Raw genomic sequence first — 22,678 nt, 5'->3', positions numbered from 1 at the left:
ACCTCCGGGTATCGATCAGGCTTTGGCGGCTGGTAGGCCAAAGTCTTCAGGGAAATGGTTCAGCGCGCTCAACACCGGATAAGGTGTCATGCCGCCCATCGCACACAAGGAACCGCACATCATCGTGTCGCACAAGTCGCGCAGTAGTGCGGTGTTTTTATCTTTGTCAATATTGCCGACGATGCGATCGATGACTTCGACGCCGCGGGTCGAACCTATACGGCACGGTGTGCATTTGCCGCAGGATTCTTCGACGCAGAATTCCATCGCATAACGGGCCATGTCGGCCATGTCTACGGTGTCGTCATGCACGACGATGCCGCCGTGTCCGAGGACCGCGGAAATCGCGGCGAAGGCTTCGTAATCCAAAGGTGTGTCGAACTGGCCTTCGTGCAGATAGGCGCCCAATGGGCCACCGACTTGCACGGCACGGATTGGCCGGCCGCTGGCCGAACCTCCGCCGTAGTCGTACAGCAGCTCGCGCAAGGTCATGCCGAAGGCCGCTTCGAACAGGCCGGGATGTTTGATGTTGCCGGCCAGTTGCAAGGGCAGGGTGCCGCGGGAACGGCCCATGCCATAGTCTTTGTAAAATTCGCCGCCCTTGTCCAGGATCACGGGTACGGAGGCCAGCGAAATGACGTTGTTGACGATGGTCGGTTTGCCGAACAAGCCAACGATGGCCGGCAGCGGCGGTTTGTAGCGCACCAGGCCACGTTTGCCTTCCAGGCTTTCCAATAGCGAAGTTTCCTCGCCGCAGATATAGGCGCCGGCGCCGCTGCGCACTTCCAGATGGAAGGTTTTGCCGCTGCCCTGGATGTTTTCACCCAAATAGCCATTTTGATAGGCTGCTGCTATGGCTTGGTTCAAGGCTACCTTGGCATGCGGATATTCGACGCGCAAATAAATGTAACCCTGGGTCGCGCCGACGGCTAAACCGGCGATGGTCATGCCTTCGATCAAGACGAAAGGGTCGCCTTCCATGATCATGCGGTCGGAGAAGGTGCCGGAGTCGCCTTCGTCGGCGTTGCAGACGATGTATTTTTGTTCAGCCGGCGCATTCAGTACGGTATTCCATTTGATGCCGGTCGGGAACGCCGCGCCGCCACGGCCGCGTAAACCGGAATCGGTGACATGTTTGACGATGTCCGCTGCTGGCATCGCCAAGGCATTTTTCAAGCCGCGGTAGCCATCGTGCGCGAGGTAATCGTCCAGGCTAACCGGATCGGTCAGGCCGACGCGGGCGAAAGTCAGGCGGTTCTGGTTTTTGAAATACGGCAGTTCCTCGATATTGCCGAGATAAAGCGGGTGTTCCTTGCCTTCCAATAAACCGCTATCCAACAGGCCGGCGACATCTTCGGCTTGCACGGGACCGTAAGCGACGCGGCCTTGGGTCGTTTCTACTTCAACCAGGGGTTCCAGCCAGAACAGGCCACGCGAACCATTGCGAACGATTTGAATATCCAGGCCTTTGCTGCTGGCTTGTTCTTGCAGGGTTTTGGCTACTTGCTCCGCGCCCAAGGAAAGTGCGGTCGAGTCACGTGAAACGAATAGACGGGTCATTAGTTTGCACCTTTACATACGGCTATCAGTTGATCGAATTTTTCCGGAGTTACGCGGCCATAAACGTCGCCATCGATGGTCATGGATGGGGAGCAGGCGCAATTGCCGAGGCAATAGACAGGTTCCAGCGAAAAATGTTCATCGGCGGTGGTTTCATGAAAATCGATACCTAGCGTTTGTTTGGCATGATTTTCCAGTGCTTTGCTGTTCATGGCTTGGCAGGATTCGGCCCGGCAGATGCGAATGGTGTGTTTGCCAGGCGGGGTGGTGCGGAAATAATGATAAAAACTGATGACGCCATGCACTTCCGCTTTGGATAGATTCAGTGCCTTGGCGATGTCTTCCACCGCCGCCGACGGGATACAGCCCAGAGTATCTTGAATGCCGTGAAGGATCGGTAACAAATTGCCGGGCATGCTCTGGTGGGCATCCAGTATGTCAAGCACGATGGATTTTTGGCTTTGATAGTCTTGCATCATGGGCTCTATAAGTAATGATGAAATATATAGTCGGCTATTTAATCACGAACAAATAAACTTTTGCAATGTAAGAACATGTCTCAATCCCGCGAATTTCCTAATGTTTGCGTGGTTTTTTAAGGGCTTACCGGCTTGGTTTCAAATTAGGGAATAATTTATTAATCCGGGGCTTTACTTTTAAATGATAATTGTTATCATTATGGTCAACGAAAAGACATAACGTTTTGTGGGGTAGCGATGTACATTTGTGTGTGTAAAGCCGTCACCGATCGTCAAGTGGCTCAAGCGATAAATCAGGGAGCCTGTACGCGCAGGCAGTTGATGCAGTGTACTGGCGCGGGGAGCGTGTGCGGAAAATGTTCGCAGAGCATAAAGAATATGCTTGAAGAGCAGGTTTGTCGGCAACAAGAAAGACAGGCGGCTTAAAACAAAAAAGGCTCTTCCGTATTTTGCGGAGAAACCACTACATGTAGTGCTATAGTCTTTGCCTGCCACAGTGAGTTTTGCTAAGGTCGACAATTTAACGCTGGAGTATCGTGATGACACAGTCGCTACTTCAAATACCGCTGGATATACCTGATGTTTGTATCGAAAAAGTTGAAACCACCGCCAAAGGCGAGTTCATCATCACGGTCAGTAGTACGTTAACCAGTGCAACCTGCCATCAATGCGGCCAGAGGATCGATAAGTTTTATGGCTATGGCAGAGAAATCACCTTGCGTCATTTGTCGATTTTCGATCGGCCGGTTTGGATCAAGCTAACCCCCAAGCGCTATCGATGCCCTGACTGCCCCAAAGGTCCGACGACCACGCAACAATGTGGCTGGTATAACTGGAAAAGCCCCCATACCAAAGCGTATGAGCAGTGGATATTGCGTGAATTGATCAACAGCAGCGTGACCGACATGGACGTGAAGCACGGCATCAGCGCCGAAGCGGCGGAAGGGATTATCAATCGGCACGTGGCCCAACAAGTTGATTGGTCTGCCATCCAAGGCATTCGCTTGCTGGGACTGGATGAAATCGCTTTGAAAAAAGGGCATCAAGATTTTGTGGTCATCGTGTCGGCTATCGATACCGAGGACCATAAGCGGATTCTGGCGGTGCTGCCCGACCGCAAAAAAGAAACGGTTAAAGCCTTTTTGCAGAATATTCCCGAGGCACAGCAACACGCGTTACAACGCGTCTGCGTGGACATGTATGAAGGGTATCGCAACGCCGTCTATGAGACATTGCCCGGCGTCGAGGTGGTGGTTGATCGCTTCCATGTCGCCAAGCATTATCGAGACGGCGCCGACCAGGTCCGCAAGGCGGAAATGAAAAAACTCAAGAATACCCTGTCTGCCGAGGATTATGCCAAGCTGAAAGGCGCGATGTGGGCTTTTCGGAAGCGCTGGATGGAACTCTCTGCCGATCAGCAAACCGTTTTGCTTTTTCTATTCCAGCAAGCCCCCATTTTGCGAGAAGTCTATATCCAACGGGAGCTTTTGACGGGTATTTTTGAGCGCCGACTCAATAAGGCTGAGGCCGAAAAAGCCTTGGATCGCTGGATGGAGCATATCAAAGTCTTGAAGTTGAAGGGCTTTGATGCGTTTGTCAAAACCTATCAAAACTGGCGAAATGAAATCACCAACTATTTCATTCGCCGGGAAACCAGTGGCTTTGTTGAAGGGCTTAACAACAAAATCAAAAGCATCAAACGACGCTGCTTTGGCATTTACAATACCGTCCGCCTGTTTCAGCATATCTGGCTTGATATCGAAGGGAGACGGTTGTTCGGTTATGCATAACCCTATATGTCGGGGCTACTCCGCGAAATACGGAAGAGCCACAAAAAAGGCTGCGGCGAATATCCAGGTTTTGCCGGCGCTGAGTGTTCGAGAGAGCAGGATGGATTTCCATCCTGCTTGTTTATTGCCGTTATTTCGCAGGCGCTGGCTCTGCTGCCGGTGTTGTCTCTGGTTCTGCGGCTGGCGCGGTTTCTGGCGCAGGGGCGGCTTCTTCAGTAGCTGGTTGCTGTGAGGCTTCAGGTTTTGCTTCGGCTGCAGCGGCGGGTTCCGCGCTAGATTGTTTGGCTTCTGGCGGCAACAAAACCTCTACTTTCGCGGTATTGCGCAAGTTTTCGATCATGGTTTGCGCTTTTTGGCGTTGCAGCATCGGGCGGATTTGTTCTTTGACTGCGTCAAAGGGAGGCGGAGTCAAGGCTCTTGATTCTTCTCTCAGGATGACGTGCCAGCCGAACTGGGTTTGTACCGGTTGTTTGCTGAATTTGCCGTTTTCCAGCGCGACAACGGCTTCTGAGAATGGCGGTACCATACGGTCGGCGGTAAACCAGCCCAGATCGCCCCCTTCGGAACCCATTGGGTCAATGGAGTGCTTTTTGGCGAGTTCTTGGAAGTTGCCGCCTTTTTCCAGTTCTGCGATGATTTTTTTGGCTTCGTCCTCGGTTTTTACCAAAATGTGGCGGGCTTTGTATTCTTCGCCCATGTTGGCCATTTTGGAGTCGTATTCGGCCTTGATTTCGTCATCGGTCACCGGATTGGCTTTCAGGTAGTCCTGTAACGCGGCTTGCGACAACAATGAGTTTTTCACGGTTTCCATGCGCTCGATGACTTCGGGCGATTTATCCAGGCCTTTTTGCAAGGCTTGTTGGATCAGCAGTTCGCGTTGGATCAACTCTTCCAGTAACTGCTCTCTGGGGAAATTCTGGCCCTGGCTACGCTCGGCGATTTCTTTTTCCAGGGTTTCCAAGGTTTTTTTGCTGATATAAACGCCGTTGACCGATGCGACCGCGTCTTCCTTACTGACGGCGGATGCGGCGGTGGTCGCGGGTGCTTGGGGTTTTTCGCAGCCGGCGACAATGGCGGCACTTGCCAGAATCAGTGGGATGATTTTTTGTTTCATTAGATTAATTTCCTTTGCTGTTTTCTAGGGGGGTTAAAGCATTGATACCTAAGGCGTGAATTTCCTCTTTCATCATGTCGCCCAAGATTTGGTAAATCATCTGGTGTCTTTGCACTAAGGATTTGCCATCGAACTGTTCCGACACGATGGTGACATTGTAATGGCCGCCGCCTTTGTTGCCGTAATGTCCGGCATGCGCGGCGCTATGGTCGACAATTTCGATCAGTTCTGGCTTCAGGGCTTGTTCCAGTTTTTGGCGGATAGTGTTGGCAGTCATTGTGGAAATACTTGTTTGAAGGGTTTGACGGTAACTCGGGCATAAACGCCCGCGGCGAGGTAAGGATCGGTGTCCGCCCATGTCTGTGCGTCTTGTAAACAGGCGAACTCGGCAACAACCAGGCTGCCTGTAAAGCCTGCTTCGCCCGGATTGTCGCTGTCTATGGCCGGATGAGGGCCGGCTAGAATCAAGCGGCCTTGGTCCTGCAGTGCTTGTAAACGTTCCAGGTGAGCAGGGCGGCTGGCTTGGCGTCTGGATAAACTGCCGTCCACATCTTCGCTGATGATCGCATAAAGCATTATTCTTTGGTCTCCGTTTCCGGGGCGTATTTGTAGAGAAATACCATTTGAATCACGATAAAAACGGCCATCAAGCCGGGAACCACAAAGGTTTTGAAATTGACCCAGTCATCGGTGCTGAAATTGTTCATAACATATAAATTCAGGAAACCGACGCCGATAAAAAAAGAGGCCCAGCTCAGATTCAGACGTTTCCAGATATGCATCGGCAATTCCAGATTGGCGCCCATCATGCGTTCGATGAAGGTTTTGGGGCCGATGAATTGGCTGGCCAGGAAAGCGCCGCCGAACAACCATTCGATGATCGTCAATTTCCATTTGATGAATTGTTCGTCCTGTAAATAGAGGGTCGCGCCGCCCATGACTAGAATCAATCCTAGTGTGATCCATTGCATGGTTTCCACCTTTCGATACATCAGCCAATAAATCGCGACCTGAACGACGGTCGCGGCGATGACCACGGCCGTGGCAATGTAAATGTTGTATAGCTTGTAGGCAATGAAAAACAGAATAATCGGAAAGAATTCTAAAAATGGCTTCATTTAGGGTTTTGTGTAAGGCGAGGGTTAGACGTAATAATCGACGCGAGAAATGATGTTTTCGAGTTGAGCTTGAATGGGCTGGTCGCGGGTCTGGTGATAGGCCTGAACCGCCCTGTTTGTGCGCGTATTGGCTTCCTGAGAAAAATCGTTGTGTTTGTTTAAGCCTGCGCTGGCCATGGCCTTTTGGATTTGCTCGGGTGTCCAGGCCGGTAGATTTAGATTCAGCGGGTTTGGCTCATCCAGTGGGGCTTGTTTTTTGTTAAGACTATCCTGCTCCGGTTTTAGGTAACCGGTAGGATAAAAAGCCAGTGATGAACTATGGATGGTGTTCACGAGACGACGTTAAGCACATCTGAAATAATTCCCAATTGTAGAGTCTTTGTCCGCAAATGTACATGAGCCCAATCGCATAACTGGTAAAATCGTCCATTTGGGAGAAATAGCATGCAAGACCAAACCATTGAATTGGAAGCAGCCACATTCAGGCGATTGTTGAAACATTTTCAGGAGCACACAGACGTTCAGAATATAGATTTGATGATACTGGCGGATTTTTGCCGTAATTGCCTGGCCAAATGGTACGCGGAGGCGGCGGCCGAGCGCGGTATCGACGTCGACTACGAACTGGCTAGAAAAATCATTTACGGCATGCCTTACAGTGAGTGGAAGGAACGCTACCAAAGTGAAGCCACCCCCGAGCAACTGGCAGCCTACGACGCCAAACAAAAATTGAAGGCAGAATCATGAATACGGAAAATAGTTTCGATGCGCTGTTTGCGGGCATCATCGGTCAAGAATATGAGATATTGAAGCAAATTTGTCCGCCGGCGACCGAAATGAGTCGCTTGGTGGGTGAAGAGGTTGCGGCTTTCTGTCATGCTCATCCGGGCATGCAAACGTTGGTCGAGTTGGGCAGCGGCACAGGTATCACGACCTTGTCGATTCTATCGGCCCACGAGGGCGTAAAGGTTTTGAGCATCGATAACGAACCGGTCATGCAGGAGCAGGCCAAAAACAACCTGCAGGATTGGGTCCTGGCGGGGCGGCTTGATTTTTCCGCCAACGACGCGCTGAGTGCGTTGAAAGCCTTGCCGGACGATAGCGTCAATATCGTGGCGTCGGCATATACCTTGCATAATTTCGAAAAAGGATACCGGCAAGAGGTCATCGCCGAAATCTATCGCGTATTGAAACCGGACGGGCGATTCATCAACGGTGACCGTTATGCGTTGGATGATATGGTTCTGCATACGCGAAACACGCAGCAGGAAGTTGCCGGATATTTCAAAGTGCTGACGGAAATGGGCAGGCCGGACTTGCTTGAACAATGGATTCTGCATTTATTCAGTGACGAATCGGAGGCTCGCATCATGCGTGAGTCCGCTTCGTTGGCCGAGTTGAAAGACGCGGGATTTCAACATGTTCAATTAAAGTCACGGCTGGAAGTCAATGCGGTGATGACAGCGGTCAAATGCTGAATACGCCTCGTTCAACTCAGTAAACTGGCAAACATATCAATCGGGCGCGAGGTTAATCATGGCCGAATCCAACGATGCGAAAAAAAACAAACCAGCCGCTAGTTTTGCGGACGATCTGGATTCGATGCTGAATATCGATGAAGTGGCCGACCAGCAAGTGGGCTTGATCGATGATGATGACGCCATCGACCGCTTGTTGATGGGCGATGTTTTCGCCGAGCCAGCGGAAGAGGTGGGTGAACTGAGCGACATCGACAAACTGGTAGATGAAAACGCCGGGCAAGACAAGGAGCCAACGGTCGATTTTGACGAATTTGGCGACGACGCCGACGATTTCATGCCAGATTTTGAAATCAAGCCGGTGGCCGCAGCGGCCAATGCTGATCAAGAAATCGTCCCATTTGATGCCGTCGAGGAGGAGAAAACCATTGATTTGTCCGAATTGGAAAGCGTGGGTGAAATCGATGAATTTGGCGCCGATGCCACTGTCATGCCGGATTTTAAAGCGGAACATGTCGCCGCAAGTGTTAGCCCAGACGAACTTGAAGGGATGACCGAGATCGATGAGTTTTCCGCTGATTCGGTTGATTTCGGCAGCGAAAAGGCTGAATTTTTACTAGCCGATTTCGATATTTCGGCGGATGACGAACCGGAGCAGGCGCAGCCCGTTCCGGCGAAGTCGCAAGTCGTGGAAGAATCCACTGCCTCGGCGCCGATATTTGCCGAATCCGGCGATAAAGAATTCAGCGACGAGATTCCGTCGATACCCGCAAAACCGGAAAATGTAAGTGGTCTGGTCCATGAAACGCAAGCCCGCGCCGGTGAATCCGCGGCGTTGTCGGAACAGGCCGCATTAATCGCGGGCCTGACCGCGGAAATCGCCGAATTGACGACGCATCTCAAGGACTTGAAAAAACAGCAGCAACACTTGAAGCAACAAGTCCAACTCAAGGGAAACCAGGAGGAATTGCTGGATTGCCGGGAAAGCATCGAAACAGTGATGACCGAGCAAAAAAAGCAGAAACGTAGTCTCGATACGCTAAGCAGTAAAAAACCGGTATCGGCTTATGTGGCGATCGCACTTGGCATCATAGCCCTAATCGTCGGCGGTGGACTGGGATTTCAGGGCTATGTGGCAAAAGTTCAGCTGGGGCAATTGGTGGAATTCGTCGGCAAATTGCAAACCCAGATCAATGCGGCACCGGTCGCAGATGCAGCGGACAAGGAAATGTTGCGTAAACAACTGGACGAACTGGCTTTGGCCAACAGTGTTATCAGCAACCAGATCGCTGAAATGAACAAGTCCCAGCAAGGCGCTGGAGCTCAAGCAAGCGGAGGGGTGGGCAAGCAGCTCGAGGAACTGGGGCGGCAAGACATGCAGATGGGCGCCGCCATCGAATCCCTGCAGGCCAAGGTGGCTGCCCTGGAAAAAGGCAAACCGCCTGCCGCCGCTGCCAAGCCGGCAGCCAAAAAACCGGCGCTTGTCCAAGAAAATTGGGTGGTCAATTTGGTGGCTTTCAAGCAAGATTGGTATGCCAAGCGCAAGGCCGAGGAATTTGCCGCCAAGGGCGTTGGCGCTACCGTCATCAAGGCCGACTCCAAGGGAGAAACCTGGTATCGCTTGGTGGTGGATGGATTCAAAAGCCAATACGAAGCGGCGGCTTATGCGGCCAAGGTAAAAAAGACCTTGAATCTGGATTCGGTCTGGGTTGCCAAGAAGTGAGGGCTGGCAACAGCATGAGCAAGCAAAAATTGGTGGTGGCCATCTCGTCCAGGGCTTTATTCAACCTGGATGAATCGCATGCGATTTTCGAGACGCAAGGCAAGGAAGCTTTTTGCCGGTATCAAATCGAGCACGAGAACGAAGTGCTGGAGCCCGGTTTTGGTTTTCAGTTGGTGAAAAAATTTCTGGACATCAACAAGGTTTTTCCGGGGGAGCCTTTGGTGGAGATCATCTTGTTGTCGCAAAACAGCGCCGATACCGGCCTGAGAATTTTCAACTCCATCCATCATCACGGTTTGGCTATCACGCGGGCAGCTTTCACCAGCGGGGTATCGCCCTATGGCTATATTCCGGCCTTTGGCGCGCATTTGTTTTTGTCGGCCAATGGCGAAGATGTCAAAAAAGCCCTGGCGGCAGGTTTTGCCGCCGCGACGATAGTGTCCGGCCCGGTTAGCAATGCTTCGGATCAATTACGCATCGCTTTTGACGGCGACGCGGTATTGTTTTCCGATGAATCGGAGCTCATCTACCAGCGGCAGGGGCTGGCGGCGTTTGCGGCAAACGAACGCGACGACGCGCATAAACCTTTGGCGGGTGGCCCCTTGAAAGGTTTTTTGAGTGCCCTGCATCGAATACAGAGTCGTTTCGAGCCGGATGTTTCCCCGATTCGTACCGCCTTGGTCACCGCGCGGGCGGCGCCTGCCCATGAGCGTGTCGTGCGCACGCTCAGAGCGTGGGATATTCGGATCGACGAAGCGTTATTTCTGGGCGGGATGCCGAAAGGCGCTTTCCTGAAGGCATTCGGTGCCGACATTTTCTTCGATGACCAAACGGGGCACTGCGAGTCGGCCCAGATGCATCAAATTACATCGGCCCATGTCCCGCACGGGATTACGAATCAAAGTAAAACCTGAAACGGGCGAAGAAACTAGTGCTCTCCAGGCATGCGGTCAAGTGCAGCGATTCTTCAATCGTCAATGGAATTTTGCCGTCCACGGCGTATTTCCCAGGCGGTAAGAATACTTGCGGGTCTTTTCCTTCTTCATCGACGACGATGGCCTGCTGATTGTTCGAGCCGGATTGAATCGTATAGATGCTATAAGGACCGGGTATCTTTTCCATCAAAATATGGGTGACGTTGGAAATACTCAAGGAGGATTGCTCCCGAATGATCGCCAGCGTGGCCGGTTGTTGGTCTCTATAAAACATCGCCAAATCACCGGTGAAACAATCGAAGACACCGCCCTCGGCGATGGTATATTCGGTGTGCGTTATTTTTAAAACGTTACCTACCTTGCTGATGGCGTTGGTTTTGGCTATGGCCTGGTTCATCCATTCAAAGGCGTTTTTCTCGTGCTCCAATGGAACCAGTGCCAAATTGCGTCGCGGATTGCCTGAAGCTTTTGCTTGACCGCTCAATTGCCTGATTTTTTGTAATTTATTCAGTTCCAGCAAAAATGCGGATACGTCCTTGAAACCGAGCAAAAATTCCGAATGTGAAGGATGGCCGGGAATGATGGAATCGAACACCGCTTGGTAATTGCTTAACAATAAGGCAATTTTGGTTTGCAGCAGTCGCTCCAAATGAGCGACATGCACATCCTGCTGTAGCGCCAGGCCAATTGTTTGCGCATCGATGGCCAGAAAACCGTGTGGCAGCGGTCTTCTGGCTTTTCGGACCTTGCAGGGCGGCTGCTCATCATTTAAATCCCAATAAAAACCGAAGTCATTGCCGTCGGGTGCGGTGCTGATTTGCAGCTGATCGGCATAATGATTGGCGAGTTCAAAGAATTGGTTGATTTCGCTGGGCGCATGCAGCGCGGGCCGCAAAATACTGAACAGCAAATTGCGCTTCAGCACGGTTTCTATGTCATTCTGTTGTCTGAACTCGGTCAATTTTGTGGATTGATGGGTACGCAAGTACTGTTTGGAACTGGCCAGTTCATACAGAGCGGCGGATTTTTTCCACAAGGTGGCGGAAGGCGTTTCATAAAACAGACAATAAACCCGCAGGCAGTGACCTACGCATTGCAAGGCATAATAAATGGCGGTTTGTCGCTCTGCATTTGCCAGATTTTCCTGTTCCGCCAGTTGACAAAAAAGCAGGGCCAATTGCCGAAGCAACTGCATGCATAATTTGGCTACCTTGCGCGACGCGGCGAAATTTTTATGTTCGGAAGGGGCTGTAGCGGCCGTGGCGAGGCCGTTGGCATAGCGCAGGCTTATTGGCGTCAGGCCGAGCAGCACTGGAAGCAAGGCGCTGGGTTCGCACATGTCATCCTTGATTTTTTTCAACAGTTGATTCAACTGGTGCGCCGCTTGAGCCTGGGGCATCGCACGCAAGGAATCAATCCAGGCGGCTAGTGCCTCGACAGTCAATTCGCATGGTAGTTTTCTGGAATTTGGCATGGAGCTTTATAAAATTTGGTCAAGTATCGGGCCAAGTCTAGACGAATTTGAGCGGATTTTGAAAATCACCATGTTCCACCCCGGCAACCACGGCATAATAATGCGCTGGTATTCACGTTTAGCACCAACACAATGAATCGATTCCTGGAATGGAAATGGGAAATCTTGGCGCCGCTGTTTGGCGTCATGCTGACGCTGGCCTTCGCCCCCTATGACTTTGCCTATCTGGCCTTGATCGCGCTGGCGTTTTTTTATCGCTTTTGCAATGAACTATCCGCCGTTCGGGCGGCCGTAACGGGTTATCTATTCGGTTTGGGATTGTTTGGCTCAGGGATATGGTGGGTATATGTCAGCATGCATGATTTTGGTGGCGCAAACCCGTTGAGCGCCGGCTTTTTGACCGTATTGTTGACCGGCTTATGGGCAGGGTTCCCGGCACTGACCGCCGCGCTATCGGTAAAAGTGTTTTCCAAAATCGGTGCAGGCATCAGAGTGATTGCGTTTGCCTGGATCTGGGTAGCGATGGAATATGTGCGCGGTAACTGGATTTTCAACGGCTTTCCTTGGCTGCAGGTCGCCTATAGTCAGATTGAGACGCCATTAGCCGGATTTGCGCCAATTGGCGGAGTTTACGGAAGTGGATTCCTCTTGGCGCTTTCCGCGGCCATTCTGGCTGAAATCTGGTGCAAGCGTTCGCTTTCGCGCCTGGGTTCAGTGGTGCTGATTTTGATCTGGGGCGGTGGCTTCGGCTTGAAAGGGGGGGTATGGACGCATGCCATCGGCGAACCGATCACCGTGACGTTGGTGCAGGGCAATATCGACCAGAATCAAAAATGGCAGCCGAATCAAAGGCTGAGGACTTTGACGCTTTACCGGCAGTTTACCGAACAGCATTGGGATAGCGATGTCGTCATTTGGCCGGAAACCTCGGTGCCGGCATTCATGACGGAGGTTAAGGACTGGTTTCTCGACCCGTTGGCGCGGCAGGCACGCGAACACGGCGTGGATTTGGTCATCAGCCTGCCGGTCAACGGAGCTGGCAAGGATTATTACAATAGCGTAATTACGCTGGGCGAACACGAAGCGCTGTACCACAAGATTCACTTGTTGCCGTTCGGCGAATATCTGCCGCTACAACCCTTATCCGGCTGGGTTCTGGATCAATTACAAATCCCATTGGGAAATTTCACGGCCGGTAGTGACGAGCAACCGTTGTTACAGGCGGGCGGTTACTCCTTTGTGACGACGATTTGTTATGAGGATGCCTTTGGCGAACTGGTAAGGCGGCAGGCCGCGCAAGCCGCCTATCTGGTCAATGTGACCAATGACGGTTGGTTTGGTGATACCGCCGAGCCCCATCAGCATATGCAAATGGCTCAAATGCGTGCGCTGGAAACCGGCCGCTACCTGGTTCGCGCTACCAATACCGGTTTGAGCGGCTTCGTCCAGCCGGATGGACGGCTCGGTAAGCAGGCGCCTTTGTTCACCAGCATGACCTTGACCGATACCATCGTTCCCATGGCGGGATCGACACCCTATGTTCGCCTGGGAGATCAAGGGGTATTCATGGTCTTGATCGGGTTAGTGGCGTTATCGCAGGCCTGGGCGTGCTTGCCGAGACGCCAACAGCAATCCGCTTGACGGGGCCTGCGGTAAAAGCCTGTCAGTCATCCTCTTCAGCGGCGGGTGTCTCGTTTTCCCAGCCGCCCCCCAAGGCCTTGTAGACGGCGGTCAAGGCGGTTGCGGTGGCGGTTTCGCTTTGTGCCAGCAGGGCTTGATCCTGGCGTAAGCGAGCTTCGCTGTCCAGCAAGGTCAGGAAATCGGATATGCCTTCCTTATAACGCAGTTGCGCCAGGTGGTGCGCCTCTTCGCTGGCTTGCGCGGCCGAGGCCAATAAATTGCGCCGGTTGCGCTCCTCGCTGTAGCCGATCAAGGCGTTTTCGGTTTCTTCCAGCGCGTTTAACACCGTTTGTTCATAGTTGGCCAGGCTGGCTTCCGCGCGCGCATCGGCGGCCTTGATGCGGGCGTAAATCTTACCCAGATCCAAGGCCGGCCAAGTGATTCTGGGGCCGACCGAATAGGCTTCGGAGCCCGCCGCGCCCAAGCCGGACAATGTCATGGCTTCCAGCGAGATGTTGCCGACGAAGGTCACGCGCGGGAACAGGTCGGCGGTAGCCACGCCAATGCGGGCGGTGGCGGCGGCCAGTTCACGTTCGGCGATGCGGATGTCGGGGCGGCGGCGCAATAGATCCGCGGGGCTGCCGATCGCGACGACGTCGGGCGCCGTCGGCAGCGGCGCCGCAGGGGACAGTCGTTCGGTCAACGCGCTTGGCATTTGGCCGCAGAGCACACTCAAGCGATGAATGGCGCGCTGGATCGCCGCAGTCAAGCTGGGGATGCTGGCGCGGGTGCCGTCGAGCTGGGCTTGGGCGCGCGCGACGTCCAATTGCGTGCCGCGGCCGTTGTCGGCGCGGACCCGAGTGATTTCCAGGGTTTGGGCCTGAGTTTCGGTATTTTGTTCGGCCACCTGCAATTGGCGTTGCAAACCGCGTAACTGAAAGTAATTTCTGGCGACTTCGGCGATCAGGCTGACGCTGACATCGCGCAAGCTGGCCTCCTGCGCATCGACCTCGTCGCTGCTGGCCTCGACGCTGCGGCGAACACGCCCCCAAATATCCACTTCCCAAAAGGCATCGAAGCCGGTGCTGTAGAGCTTCAGTTCGCGCGGCACGAAGGCGCGGTTGTTCATCGAACCGACGCTGCGTTTGGATTCGGTATAACTGCCGCGCGCGGTAATCGCCGGCGCCAGATTCAAGCCCGATTCCAGATACAGCGCCCGAGCCTCGCGCAGATTGGCCTCGGCCAGCTGAATGTCGTAATTATGGGCCATGGCTTGTTCGACCAGGGCGGTCAGTTGCGGGTCGTTGAAGCTTTTCCACCACTCGACTTCCAGGGTTCGGTCGGAAAATGTCGTGGGTGTGGCCTTAGAAAATTGACTGGGCGTATTCGCCGCCGGAATTTCGTAGTCAGGCCCGACCGCGCAACCGTTCAGTACGGCGGCTGACAACGCGAGCAAGCCGGTGAGCGTCGACCAGGACTTGGAATGAAGCATCATGAATTATCCTCGGACGATGAAGGGTGAGATGGAGCCGGTTGCTGCGCACGGCTAGCCGCCCAGCGTGCAGACAAACCCTGGGCGACGACGTAAAACACCGGCGTCAACAACAAACCGAACAGCGTTACGCCTATCATGCCGCTGAATACCGCGGTACCCAACAGACGCCGCGATTCTGCGCCGGCGCCTTGCGCCATGACCAAGGGCAACACCCCCATGATGAACGCGAACGAAGTCATCAGAATCGGCCGCAAACGGATACGCGCGGCTTCCACCACGGCCTTGAAGGCGTCGAGGCCTGCTTCCTGTCTATGTTTGGCGAACTCGACGATCAAAATTGCGTTTTTACTGGCAAGCCCCACCAACACGATGAAACCGATCTGCGTGAAGATGTTGTTATCCATGTTGCTGAGCCAAACGCCGGCCATCGACGACAGGATACAGGTCGGCACGATCAGAATGACCGCGAACGGCAGCGACCAGCTCTCGTATTGCGCGGCCAGCGCCAAAAACACGAATACCACGCTCAATGGAAACACCAACAAAGCCACGTTGCCGGCCAAAACTTGTTGCAGGCTCAACTCGGTCCATTCGAAGTCGAAGCCGGGCGGCAACTGGGCGCGCAGCATGTTGCCCATCACGTCGATGGCCTGGCCGGAACTGACACCGGGCAGTGTGTTGCCGTTGATCTCGGCGGCCGTGTACATGTTGTAGCGCGTGATCTTGTCCGGTCCGACGATTTCCTCGACCTTGGCGACCGCGCCCAGCGGCACCATGCCGCCTTGGTTGTTTTTGGTCTTTAGTTCGGTGATGTCGTTGGGTTTCATTCTAAACTCGGCGTCGGCCTGCGCTACCACCTGATAGGTGCGGCCGAACGCATTCAAGTCGTTGACGTACAAAGACCCGAGATAAATCTGCAGGGTTTCGAACAGGTCGCGCAGCGGAATGTCCATGGCTTTGGCGCGGGTACGGTCGACGTCGACGAACAACTGCGGCACGTTGGCGCGAAAGGTCGTGAACAAGCGGGCCATGCCGGGTTGTTGATTGCCTTGGGCGATCATGTCATTGGTGACTTTTTCCAGCTCGGCGATGCCTGCATTGCTCCTATCCTGGATTTGCACCTTGAAGCCGCCGACCGCGCTCATGCCGCGCACCGGCGGCGGCGCAAACACCGCGATATGGGCGTCTTCGATGCCGGACAAACGTTGCGTCAGTTTTTTGACGATTTCATCGGCATACAATTCAGGATGGCCGGCGCGATCTTCAAATCCCTTGAGCCGGGCGAACATCGTCGCCACGTTGGATTGGCTGGCGCCGGTCAATACCGACCAGCCGACGTAAGCATTGACGTGGGCGACGCCTTCGGTTTCCAGAATAATCGGCGCGGCTTTTCTCATGACATCCTGCGTGCGCGACAAGGAAGCCGCATCCGGCAACTGCGCGTACAAGATCAAATAGCCCTGATCCTGTTGCGGAATGAAGCCGGTGGGCACTTTTTCGAATGCCAGAAAGTTCAAGCCGTTCAGGGCGACATAGAGCACCAGCACCAGTGTGCTCATGCGTATCGTGCGCCCGACCAGGCGACCGTAGCCTGAACTAAAGCGTTCGAAGAAGCTGTTGAACGGTACGAAAAACCAGCCAAACAATCTGTCCAGCAAACGCGAGAACGCGTCCTTGTTGCCGTGCGCCCTGTCCAGCAGCAGCGCGCACAAAGCCGGGCTCAAGGTCAATGAATTGAAGGTCGAGATCACCGTCGACACCGCGATGGTCAATGCGAACTGCTTGTAGAACGCGCCCGATACGCCGGTGATGAAGGCGGTCGGCACGAAAACGGCGATCAATACCAGCGTGGTGGCGATGATAGGCCCCACCACCTCGCTCATCGCGATGCGGGTGGCCTCGCGGGCGTTCATGCCCTCGCCGATATGGCGCTCGACGTTCTCGACCACGACAATGGCGTCGTCGACCACGATGCCGATCGCCAACACCAGGCCGAACAGCGACAGGGTGTTCAACGACAGGCCCATCGCCGCCATTACCGCGAAAGTGCCGATCAACGACACCGGTACCGCCAGCAGCGGAATGATGGAGGCGCGCCAGTTTTGCAGAAAGATGATGACGACCAGCACCACCAATGCCAAGGCTTCGAACAGGGTTTTGACCACCGCGTCGATGGATTGCTGCACGAACACCACGGTGTCGTAAACCAATAAATAATCCAGGCCTTGCGGGAAGCGCGGCTTCATTTTCTCCATCGCCTCGACCACGGCTTTTTTGGTGTCGATCGCATTGGAGCCCGGCAATTGGAAAATCGCCAAGCCAACCGATTCCTCGCCGTCCAGGTACAGACCGGAGTTGTAGTCCTTAGCGCCCAATTCGATGCGCGCCACGTCCTTCAAGCGGGTGATTTCGCCATCCGCGCCTTGCTTGATGACGATGTCGCCGAATTGTTCCGGGGTCTGCAAGCGGCCCAGCGTGCTGACGGTGTATTGATATTCGGCTTTTTCCTCGGAGGGTTGCTGGCCGACCACGCCAGCGGCGACCTGCACGTTTTGTTCACGCACGGCCGCCACGACTTCGCTGGCGGTCAGGTCGCGGGCGGCGATTTTTTCCGGATTCAGCCACAGCCGCATGCTGTAATCGCGGGCGCCGAATACCAATATCTCGCCGACACCCGGCAATCTGGCCAGGGTGTCTTTCAGTTGCAGCAAGGCGTAGTTGCTCAAATAAACGCTGTCGTAGCGTTTGTCGGGGGAGATCAGGTTGACGACCAAGCTCAAATCAGGGCTGCGCTTCTTGACGCTGAGACCCTGCCGGCGCACTTCTTCCGGCAGTTTGGGTTCGGCCAGCGCTACCCGGTTTTGCACCAAGACCTGGGCCTTGTCCAGGTTGGTGCCGGGTTTGAAGGTGATGGTCAGCGACATCGTGCCGCTGTTGGTGGATTGCGACGACATGTACAGCATGTCTTCGACCCCGTTGACTTCCTGTTCAATCGGGGTTGCCACCGTGTCGGCGACGACCTTGGCGTTGGCACCGGGGTAGGTGGTGCTGACGACCACGGTCGGTGGGGCGATTTCCGGATACTGCGCGATCGGTAGACCGATCAGCGCCAGCGCGCCGACCAATACGATGACGATGGACAGTACCGACGCGAAAATTGGCCGGTCGATGAAAAAATGGCTGAATTTGTCCATGGTCTATTGAGCTCCCTGGCCATCCAGCGTGATGCGTTCCGGCTTGACGCTCATGCCCGGCCTGAGTTTCTGCGCGCCCTCGACGACCACCCAGTCATCGGGCGTGAGACCGTCCTTGATCACGCGCATCTGGCCGATGCGAGCACCGGGGGTGACTTGGCGGTATTCCAGTTGATTATCCGGCTTGACCAACCAGACGAAACGCTGGGATTGGTCGGTGCCTATCGCTCTGTCCGGCAACAAGGTGGCTTGGTAAGGATCGCTGCCGCGCACCCGCATCCGGGCGAAAAAGCCCGGACTCAGCAATTCGTCGGGATTGGCGAATACGCCGCGCAAGGTCACGGTGCCGGTCGCCGCGTTGGCCTGTGGCGCGACGTAATCCAGTCGGCCTTGATGCGGAAAATCGCTTTCGTCGGCAACCGCCAACTGTACTTGCGTGCCTTTCAAGCCGGCGTTAGCCTCGCCTTGTTGCTGAGCGCGGCGGCGGTATTTCAAGACCGATTGTTCGTCGGCATCGACATAGACGTAAACCGGGTCGGTCGAAACGATGTTGGTCAGCAAGGTGCCGTCGCCGCCGGCGTTGACTAGATTGCCGACCGTGACCATTTCCCGGCCGATGCGACCGCTGATGGGGGCGCGGATTTCGGTATAATCCAGGTTCAGCTTGGCCGTGTAGACATTGGCTTCGGCGGACGTCACCGCGGCGGCAGTTTCGCGCAGGCCTTTCTGGCGGGCGTCGTATTCTTCGGCGGAGATGGCCTTGGCTGCAAACAAGTTTTCGGCGCGCTCCAAGTCGTTTTTGGCCAGTTCCTGCTTGGTCTTGGCGCGTTCCAGTTCGGCGGTGGCATAGTTCAGTTGCGCCTTGAACGGTTTGGGGTCGATCACGAACAGCAAATCATCCTTCCTGACTTTGGCGCCGGCGGTGAAATTGACTTTTTCCAGATAGCCGCTGACGCGGGCCCGGACTTCGACGGCGTCGATGGCTTCGATACGGCCCGTGTATTCGTCCCATTCGGTAGTTTCCTGAATCAAGGGCAGAGCGATCTTGACGGGTGGTTCCATCTTGGCTTGCCCGGCTGGTTGGTTTTTTTCGCAGCCCGCCAGCAATGCCAGCGCGCAGGTTGAAATCAATAATGATTGTGCGATATGACGCGAGAAAACGGCTGCCGAAAAACGAGCGTTCCTGATTGCCTCGACTTGGTTTGATTGTTCCATTGCACGCCTCTCCACGCTTGATGAAAATAAAATGGTAATTTACCTTACCGTTTAGTTTAGGGTATCATCCTTGGCCGCGTCAATGCATTTTCCTTGCGCCTGAAGTTCGGTACGTTCAACCTAAAAACGGCAGTAAGTCCTCGAAATACACGAAAGAAATCATTGCATTATGAAGCTTATCGAATCACCTGTTCGATGCTGCTCTCAGGTGTGATAACGGTTTGAAACTTTTCGTGATTTTCGTGTGTTTCGTGGGCAAAATGATTTTTCTAGGTTCAAGGAAAGTCGATCATCCTAAAAAACGTAGTCGAGCCTATCAAAACCCCGTTCGCCCTGAGCTAGTCGAAGGGTGGGGTGATAGGCTTACCCAATGGGTTGACGTGTGGAAACCGCTCATGGTCCGACAGGCTAACGAACGCTTCCCACACGCCTCAACGAGGTTGTGTTACGCGTGGGTTCGACTGCGGTCGAATTGCAAACAGATGGTTTTTGTATGTTTCTGGACCGAATGCTTTTTGGATTAATTTCATCATGATCAAATGCGGACGCCCGCCCAAAGGCAATGAACAACTCAGCCGCGACAGGTTGCTCGATGCTGCGCTTAGACTTTTCCTGGAGCATGGCTACGGCGACCTTAGCATGGAGGCTCTGGCGCGCGATGCCAGGGTGTCGCTACGCACGATTTATAACCAGTTCGGCGGCAAATCCGGCGTGTTCGGCGCCTTGATCCGCCGATGCAGCGATCAATTCATCGATGGCCTCAAAGACGATTGCGAGTTGACTGAAGCCTTGGAAATTTTCGGCCGCCACTTCTTGTTTCGCCTTACCCGGCCGGACGTCATCAGGATGCGGGCGATTCTGATCGGCGAATCGGCGCGTTTTCCCGATCTGGCGACCCAATTTTACGAACACGGCCCTCGCCGCACGCTAGGGCGTCTGGCCGATTATTTCAGCCGCCAGCAACAGGCCGGCCGGATCGCCGCCATCGATCCGCACTTTCTGGCGGATCAATTCGTCAATGCCTTGCGCGGCGAGCGCATGCAACGATTGCAATTGGGCTTGGAATCGCCGCCCGACGAAGCCGAAATAGCGGCTTGGGTGGCCCAGGTCACGCGTCTGTTCTTACGCGGCTGTTTGCCGCGCTGATCGGGTTTTTCGCGCTCCAAATTTCGCCAGTACCGAGTATTGATTTACGCAGAACATGGCCACGGTGTGCGGTGCGGGTTATGCGAGACGCCGTTGCCAAGCCTCGGTGCGATGTCTGAGTTCATGCAAATCCAATGTCGTCAGCTGTCGTTTGTTCAATACTCGCTTGCCCGCGATCCAGACATCGGAGACTTGATGCCGGCTGGCGGCATAGACGACTTGCGCCAAAGGATTGAACACGGGTTGCGTTTCCACGTCACTCAAATCGATGGCTACGATATCGGCCGCCTTGCCTATGCTCAAGGAGCCAATCTCGTCATCGAGGCCCAATGCCTTGGCGCCGTTGATCGTCGCCATTTTCAAGGCCTGCATCGCCGATACCGCGCTGGCGTTGCCGGAAACACCTTTCGCCAACAGCGCCGCGGTGCGCATTTCCGCCAGCATGTCCTGGTCATTGTTGCTGGCGGCGCCGTCGGTGCCCAAGGCCACATTGATGCCGGCATTCAGGCAGGCGGCCACCGGGCAGAAACCGCTGGCCAGTTTTAGATTGGATTCTGGACAATGCACGATGTGGGCGCCGGTTTGGGCATAAAATTCGATCTCTTCGCTGGATAATTGCGTCATATGCACGCCCATGAACGAAGGCGTCAAAAGGCCCAAGTCGCTGATGCGCCGCAAGGGCGTTTGCCCGGTTTTTTGCTGCTGTTCCAGTACTTCATGCCGGGTTTCGTGCAGATGCATGTGTATCGTGGCATCCAGTTCGTCGGCAAAGGTGCGCATTTTGCGCAGCGGTTCGTCCGATACCGTGTACGGCGCGTGCGGGGCAAACGATGTGCTGATCAGGCGCTCGTGCCGCAAGGTTTCATGTAAAGCCAGCCCCTTGCTCAAATAGACATCGGCGTTTTCCGCCCATACGGTGGGAAAGTCGAATACGATCAGGCCGACGTTCGCGCGAATGCCATGCGCGATGGCTTGCTGGGCGACGACGTCCGGAAAGAAATACATGTCATTGAAACAGGTGGTGCCACCGCGCAGCATTTCGGCTATGGCCAGATCGGTGCCGTCGCGCACGAACGCCTCGCTGACCCATTTTTGTTCCGCCGGCCAGATGTGATTTTGCAGCCAATCCATCAGCGGTAAGTCGTCGGCGATGCCGGACAGCAACGACATCGCCGCGTGCGTATGGCAATTGATCAAGCCGGGAATCAAGACATGCCGGTCCAGTTTTTCCACTGCACGAGGCTGGTATTTTTGTAGCGCCTCGGCGTTGTCCAGCACATCGATGATCTTGCCGTCGTCGATGACCAGGCTGTAATTTTCATGAGTGACTGACTCCGGTTCCACCGGGATCAGCCAGCGCGCTTGAAGCAGAAGATCGACTTGCATGTTGTTTTCCAAGTTTAAAAAAGCCGATTTTACTGCAATCGGCTTTTAATCGAGTTCTGGATTCAATGCGCGAAGGAAGCGCAAACGTTCCTCGCAACTTATGTGTTTTTGGAATTCAAATTTCTATTATACTTTTGTGTGATGCATATCACGATTTTCTCGGGTAACGCAGTCTGCAATTTCCATATTCTCCAATAGTGGCAGAGGAAATAGGATGAAGAATCGCCGTTCCCTTGATTATGACGGCTTGGACGGGGTGTTGCTGTCCACAGACGGCAGTAGAACCCAATGGTATCAATCACCCTGGTTTTTGCTGGTGATCTGTGCTCTTTTGCTGGGCTTGCTTTTGTTCCAAACACTCAACCAGCAGCTGCCTGCGGAGATTACCGCCGCGCAACCGCCACAAGCGGGTCTGGCCCATACGGACCAGGCCGAGGCAGCGAAAAATACCGATGCGCCTGCAGCGGAAAATATCCCCGCATCCTTGCCTAGTCCGGAAAACGCCACAGGCTCGAGCCAGGCCGTGGACACACAGGCAGCAGGGGAAGTCCCTGTGGCACATGAACAAGAAACAAGGCCAGTAATCGAGCCGGCCGCGAAGCCGATATTCAGCGTGAATTTCAAATTGGCTTCCAGTAAGCTGGGAACATTGAATCCAGAACAAGCCCAAGCACTAATCGATGCGGCGCAAAGTTGTTCAGATAAGATTCAGCTTACCGGGCATACCTGCAGCCTAGGCTCCGATCAACGCAATCGAAAACTCGGCTTGGCCAGGGCCAAGGCAGTGGAAAATTGGCTGGTGGCCAAAGGTATCCCAAGACATCGTATCGTTACCGTATCCGAAGGCATGTACAGGCCAGTGGCGCCGAACGATACACAAATGGGACAGGCATTAAATCGACGGACGGAGCTGGCTTGTCTCGATCAATCATCGACCCGGCAGGATTAAAC

21 protein-coding genes are annotated in these 22,678 nt (G+C 54.3%); 9 read left to right on the top strand and 12 right to left on the bottom strand.

All coding sequences use genetic code 11. The features are described from left to right. Positions 1–15 precede the first annotated feature (15 nt). The gene (locus tag NM686_RS16275; protein ID WP_255188901.1) at positions 16–1,560 is read right to left on the bottom strand and encodes a formate dehydrogenase beta subunit; all 1,545 of its coding nucleotides are present in this window, start codon (positions 1,558–1,560) and stop codon (positions 16–18) included. Next, a complete protein-coding gene (locus NM686_RS16270) occupies positions 1,560–2,036 on the bottom strand; it encodes a formate dehydrogenase subunit gamma (protein WP_269022985.1) in 477 nt (158 codons plus the stop codon). The genes NM686_RS16275 and NM686_RS16270 overlap by 1 nt, the downstream gene beginning before the upstream one ends. 240 nt (positions 2,037–2,276) lie before the next feature. On the opposite strand from NM686_RS16270, the gene NM686_RS16265 reads away from it, so the two are divergent. After that, the gene (locus tag NM686_RS16265; RefSeq protein WP_269021864.1) at positions 2,277–2,465 is read left to right on the top strand and encodes a (2Fe-2S)-binding protein; all 189 of its coding nucleotides are present in this window, start codon (positions 2,277–2,279) and stop codon (positions 2,463–2,465) included. Between the two features lie 113 nt (positions 2,466–2,578). Then, positions 2,579–3,829: an ISL3 family transposase gene (locus tag NM686_RS16260; RefSeq protein ID WP_255187011.1), complete on the top strand. Its 1,251-nt coding sequence runs from the start codon at positions 2,579–2,581 to the stop codon at positions 3,827–3,829. Between the two features lie 130 nt (positions 3,830–3,959). On the opposite strand, the gene NM686_RS16255 is transcribed toward NM686_RS16260, so the two are convergent. Genes NM686_RS16255 through NM686_RS16235 form a run of 5 tightly spaced genes read right to left on the bottom strand, consistent with a single transcriptional unit; the run spans position 3,960 to position 6,394 of the window. Beyond that, the gene (locus NM686_RS16255; protein ID WP_255188897.1) at positions 3,960–4,943 is read right to left on the bottom strand and encodes a peptidylprolyl isomerase; all 984 of its coding nucleotides are present in this window, start codon (positions 4,941–4,943) and stop codon (positions 3,960–3,962) included. Between the two features lie 4 nt (positions 4,944–4,947). Further along, positions 4,948–5,220, bottom strand: a complete 273-nt coding sequence (locus NM686_RS16250; protein WP_255188896.1) for a BolA family protein — start codon at positions 5,218–5,220, stop codon at positions 4,948–4,950. Next, on the bottom strand, positions 5,217–5,519 hold the full coding sequence (locus NM686_RS16245; RefSeq protein WP_255188895.1) for a YciI family protein: 303 nt from the start codon (positions 5,517–5,519) through the stop codon (positions 5,217–5,219). Before NM686_RS16245 ends, NM686_RS16250 begins: the two co-directional genes overlap by 4 nt. Continuing rightward, positions 5,519–6,061, bottom strand: coding sequence for a septation protein A (locus NM686_RS16240; RefSeq protein ID WP_255188894.1), 543 nt, complete (start codon positions 6,059–6,061; stop codon positions 5,519–5,521). The genes NM686_RS16245 and NM686_RS16240 overlap by 1 nt, the downstream gene beginning before the upstream one ends. A 24-nt stretch (positions 6,062–6,085) precedes the next feature. Continuing rightward, positions 6,086–6,394, bottom strand: coding sequence for a hypothetical protein (locus NM686_RS16235; protein WP_255188893.1), 309 nt, complete (start codon positions 6,392–6,394; stop codon positions 6,086–6,088). 111 nt (positions 6,395–6,505) lie between these two features. Between NM686_RS16235 and NM686_RS16230 the strand changes: the two genes are divergently transcribed. Genes NM686_RS16230 through NM686_RS16215 form a run of 4 tightly spaced genes read left to right on the top strand, consistent with a single transcriptional unit; the run spans position 6,506 to position 10,176 of the window. Beyond that, positions 6,506–6,808, top strand: a complete 303-nt coding sequence (locus NM686_RS16230) for a DUF1244 domain-containing protein (RefSeq protein WP_255188892.1) — start codon at positions 6,506–6,508, stop codon at positions 6,806–6,808. Continuing rightward, positions 6,805–7,539 (top strand): class I SAM-dependent methyltransferase, encoded by a 735-nt coding sequence (locus tag NM686_RS16225; protein WP_255188891.1) that lies wholly within the window; start codon positions 6,805–6,807, stop codon positions 7,537–7,539. The genes NM686_RS16230 and NM686_RS16225 overlap by 4 nt, the downstream gene beginning before the upstream one ends. Positions 7,540–7,597: 58 nt before the next feature. Continuing rightward, positions 7,598–9,262, top strand: a complete 1,665-nt coding sequence (locus tag NM686_RS16220) for an SPOR domain-containing protein (RefSeq protein WP_255188890.1) — start codon at positions 7,598–7,600, stop codon at positions 9,260–9,262. Between the two features lie 14 nt (positions 9,263–9,276). Next, complete coding sequence (locus tag NM686_RS16215) at positions 9,277–10,176, top strand: 5'-nucleotidase (RefSeq protein WP_255188889.1); 900 nt, start codon at positions 9,277–9,279, stop codon at positions 10,174–10,176. Here the strand turns inward: NM686_RS16215 and NM686_RS16210 are convergent. Then, the gene (locus NM686_RS16210; protein ID WP_269021863.1) at positions 10,154–11,605 is read right to left on the bottom strand and encodes a hypothetical protein; all 1,452 of its coding nucleotides are present in this window, start codon (positions 11,603–11,605) and stop codon (positions 10,154–10,156) included. The genes NM686_RS16215 and NM686_RS16210 overlap by 23 nt on opposite strands. A gap of 198 nt (positions 11,606–11,803) precedes the next feature. Here NM686_RS16210 and lnt point away from each other — a divergent pair, with 198 nt between their 5' ends. Next, positions 11,804–13,312 carry an apolipoprotein N-acyltransferase gene (gene lnt, locus NM686_RS16205; protein WP_255188887.1) on the top strand — a complete coding sequence of 503 codons (1,509 nt, stop codon included), beginning with the start codon at positions 11,804–11,806 and terminating at the stop codon, positions 13,310–13,312. Positions 13,313–13,334: 22 nt separating this feature from the next. Here the strand turns inward: lnt and NM686_RS16200 are convergent, their stop codons facing one another. From NM686_RS16200 to NM686_RS16190, 3 genes are read right to left on the bottom strand one after another with little or no spacing between them, the layout of a single operon-like run. Continuing rightward, positions 13,335–14,786, bottom strand: coding sequence for an efflux transporter outer membrane subunit (locus NM686_RS16200; protein WP_255188886.1), 1,452 nt, complete (start codon positions 14,784–14,786; stop codon positions 13,335–13,337). After that, entirely contained in the window at positions 14,783–17,980 is a 3,198-nt protein-coding gene (locus NM686_RS16195; protein ID WP_255188885.1) for an efflux RND transporter permease subunit, read from the bottom strand. Before NM686_RS16195 ends, NM686_RS16200 begins: the two co-directional genes overlap by 4 nt. Before the next feature lie 3 nt (positions 17,981–17,983). After that, complete coding sequence (locus tag NM686_RS16190; protein WP_255188884.1) at positions 17,984–19,195, bottom strand: efflux RND transporter periplasmic adaptor subunit; 1,212 nt, start codon at positions 19,193–19,195, stop codon at positions 17,984–17,986. Between the two features lie 531 nt (positions 19,196–19,726). Here NM686_RS16190 and NM686_RS16185 point away from each other — a divergent pair. After that, complete coding sequence (locus NM686_RS16185; RefSeq protein ID WP_255188883.1) at positions 19,727–20,341, top strand: TetR/AcrR family transcriptional regulator; 615 nt, start codon at positions 19,727–19,729, stop codon at positions 20,339–20,341. 78 nt (positions 20,342–20,419) lie between these two features. Here NM686_RS16185 and NM686_RS16180 read toward each other — a convergent pair whose 3' ends face one another. Continuing rightward, positions 20,420–21,727, bottom strand: coding sequence for a TRZ/ATZ family hydrolase (locus NM686_RS16180; protein WP_255188882.1), 1,308 nt, complete (start codon positions 21,725–21,727; stop codon positions 20,420–20,422). Positions 21,728–21,941: 214 nt separating this feature from the next. Between NM686_RS16180 and NM686_RS16175 the strand changes: the two genes are divergently transcribed. Beyond that, positions 21,942–22,676, top strand: a complete 735-nt coding sequence (locus tag NM686_RS16175) for an OmpA family protein (RefSeq protein ID WP_255188881.1) — start codon at positions 21,942–21,944, stop codon at positions 22,674–22,676. The last annotated feature ends 2 nt before the right edge of the window (positions 22,677–22,678 follow it).

Source organism: Methylomonas rapida (assembly GCF_024360925.2).
GTDB classification, from domain to species: Bacteria; Pseudomonadota; Gammaproteobacteria; order Methylococcales; family Methylomonadaceae; genus Methylomonas; species Methylomonas rapida.
The sequence above is the reverse complement of the archived record's forward strand: the minus strand, read 5'-3'. Positions and strand labels throughout refer to the sequence as shown.

Excerpts from the sequence above, each read along its gene's own strand:
- NM686_RS16220 (WP_255188890.1), top strand. The coding sequence starts at position 7,598 with ATGGCCGAATCCAACGATGCGAAAAAAAACAAACCAGCCGCTAGTTTT.
- lnt (WP_255188887.1), top strand. The coding sequence starts at position 11,804 with ATGAATCGATTCCTGGAATGGAAATGGGAAATCTTGGCGCCGCTGTTT.
- NM686_RS16200 (WP_255188886.1), bottom strand. The coding sequence starts at position 14,786 with ATGATGCTTCATTCCAAGTCCTGGTCGACGCTCACCGGCTTGCTCGCG.
- NM686_RS16225 (WP_255188891.1), top strand. The coding sequence starts at position 6,805 with ATGAATACGGAAAATAGTTTCGATGCGCTGTTTGCGGGCATCATCGGT.
- NM686_RS16240 (WP_255188894.1), bottom strand. The coding sequence starts at position 6,061 with ATGAAGCCATTTTTAGAATTCTTTCCGATTATTCTGTTTTTCATTGCC.
- NM686_RS16195 (WP_255188885.1), bottom strand. The coding sequence starts at position 17,980 with ATGGACAAATTCAGCCATTTTTTCATCGACCGGCCAATTTTCGCGTCG.
- NM686_RS16270 (WP_269022985.1), bottom strand. The coding sequence starts at position 2,036 with ATGCAAGACTATCAAAGCCAAAAATCCATCGTGCTTGACATACTGGAT.
- NM686_RS16260 (WP_255187011.1), top strand. The coding sequence starts at position 2,579 with ATGACACAGTCGCTACTTCAAATACCGCTGGATATACCTGATGTTTGT.
- NM686_RS16230 (WP_255188892.1), top strand. The coding sequence starts at position 6,506 with ATGCAAGACCAAACCATTGAATTGGAAGCAGCCACATTCAGGCGATTG.
- NM686_RS16255 (WP_255188897.1), bottom strand. The coding sequence starts at position 4,943 with ATGAAACAAAAAATCATCCCACTGATTCTGGCAAGTGCCGCCATTGTC.
- NM686_RS16180 (WP_255188882.1), bottom strand. The coding sequence starts at position 21,727 with ATGCAAGTCGATCTTCTGCTTCAAGCGCGCTGGCTGATCCCGGTGGAA.
- NM686_RS16265 (WP_269021864.1), top strand. The coding sequence starts at position 2,277 with ATGTACATTTGTGTGTGTAAAGCCGTCACCGATCGTCAAGTGGCTCAA.
- NM686_RS16245 (WP_255188895.1), bottom strand. The coding sequence starts at position 5,519 with ATGCTTTATGCGATCATCAGCGAAGATGTGGACGGCAGTTTATCCAGA.
- NM686_RS16215 (WP_255188889.1), top strand. The coding sequence starts at position 9,277 with ATGAGCAAGCAAAAATTGGTGGTGGCCATCTCGTCCAGGGCTTTATTC.
- NM686_RS16275 (WP_255188901.1), bottom strand. The coding sequence starts at position 1,560 with ATGACCCGTCTATTCGTTTCACGTGACTCGACCGCACTTTCCTTGGGC.
- NM686_RS16175 (WP_255188881.1), top strand. The coding sequence starts at position 21,942 with ATGAAGAATCGCCGTTCCCTTGATTATGACGGCTTGGACGGGGTGTTG.
- NM686_RS16190 (WP_255188884.1), bottom strand. The coding sequence starts at position 19,195 with ATGGAACAATCAAACCAAGTCGAGGCAATCAGGAACGCTCGTTTTTCG.
- NM686_RS16185 (WP_255188883.1), top strand. The coding sequence starts at position 19,727 with ATGATCAAATGCGGACGCCCGCCCAAAGGCAATGAACAACTCAGCCGC.
- NM686_RS16250 (WP_255188896.1), bottom strand. The coding sequence starts at position 5,220 with ATGACTGCCAACACTATCCGCCAAAAACTGGAACAAGCCCTGAAGCCA.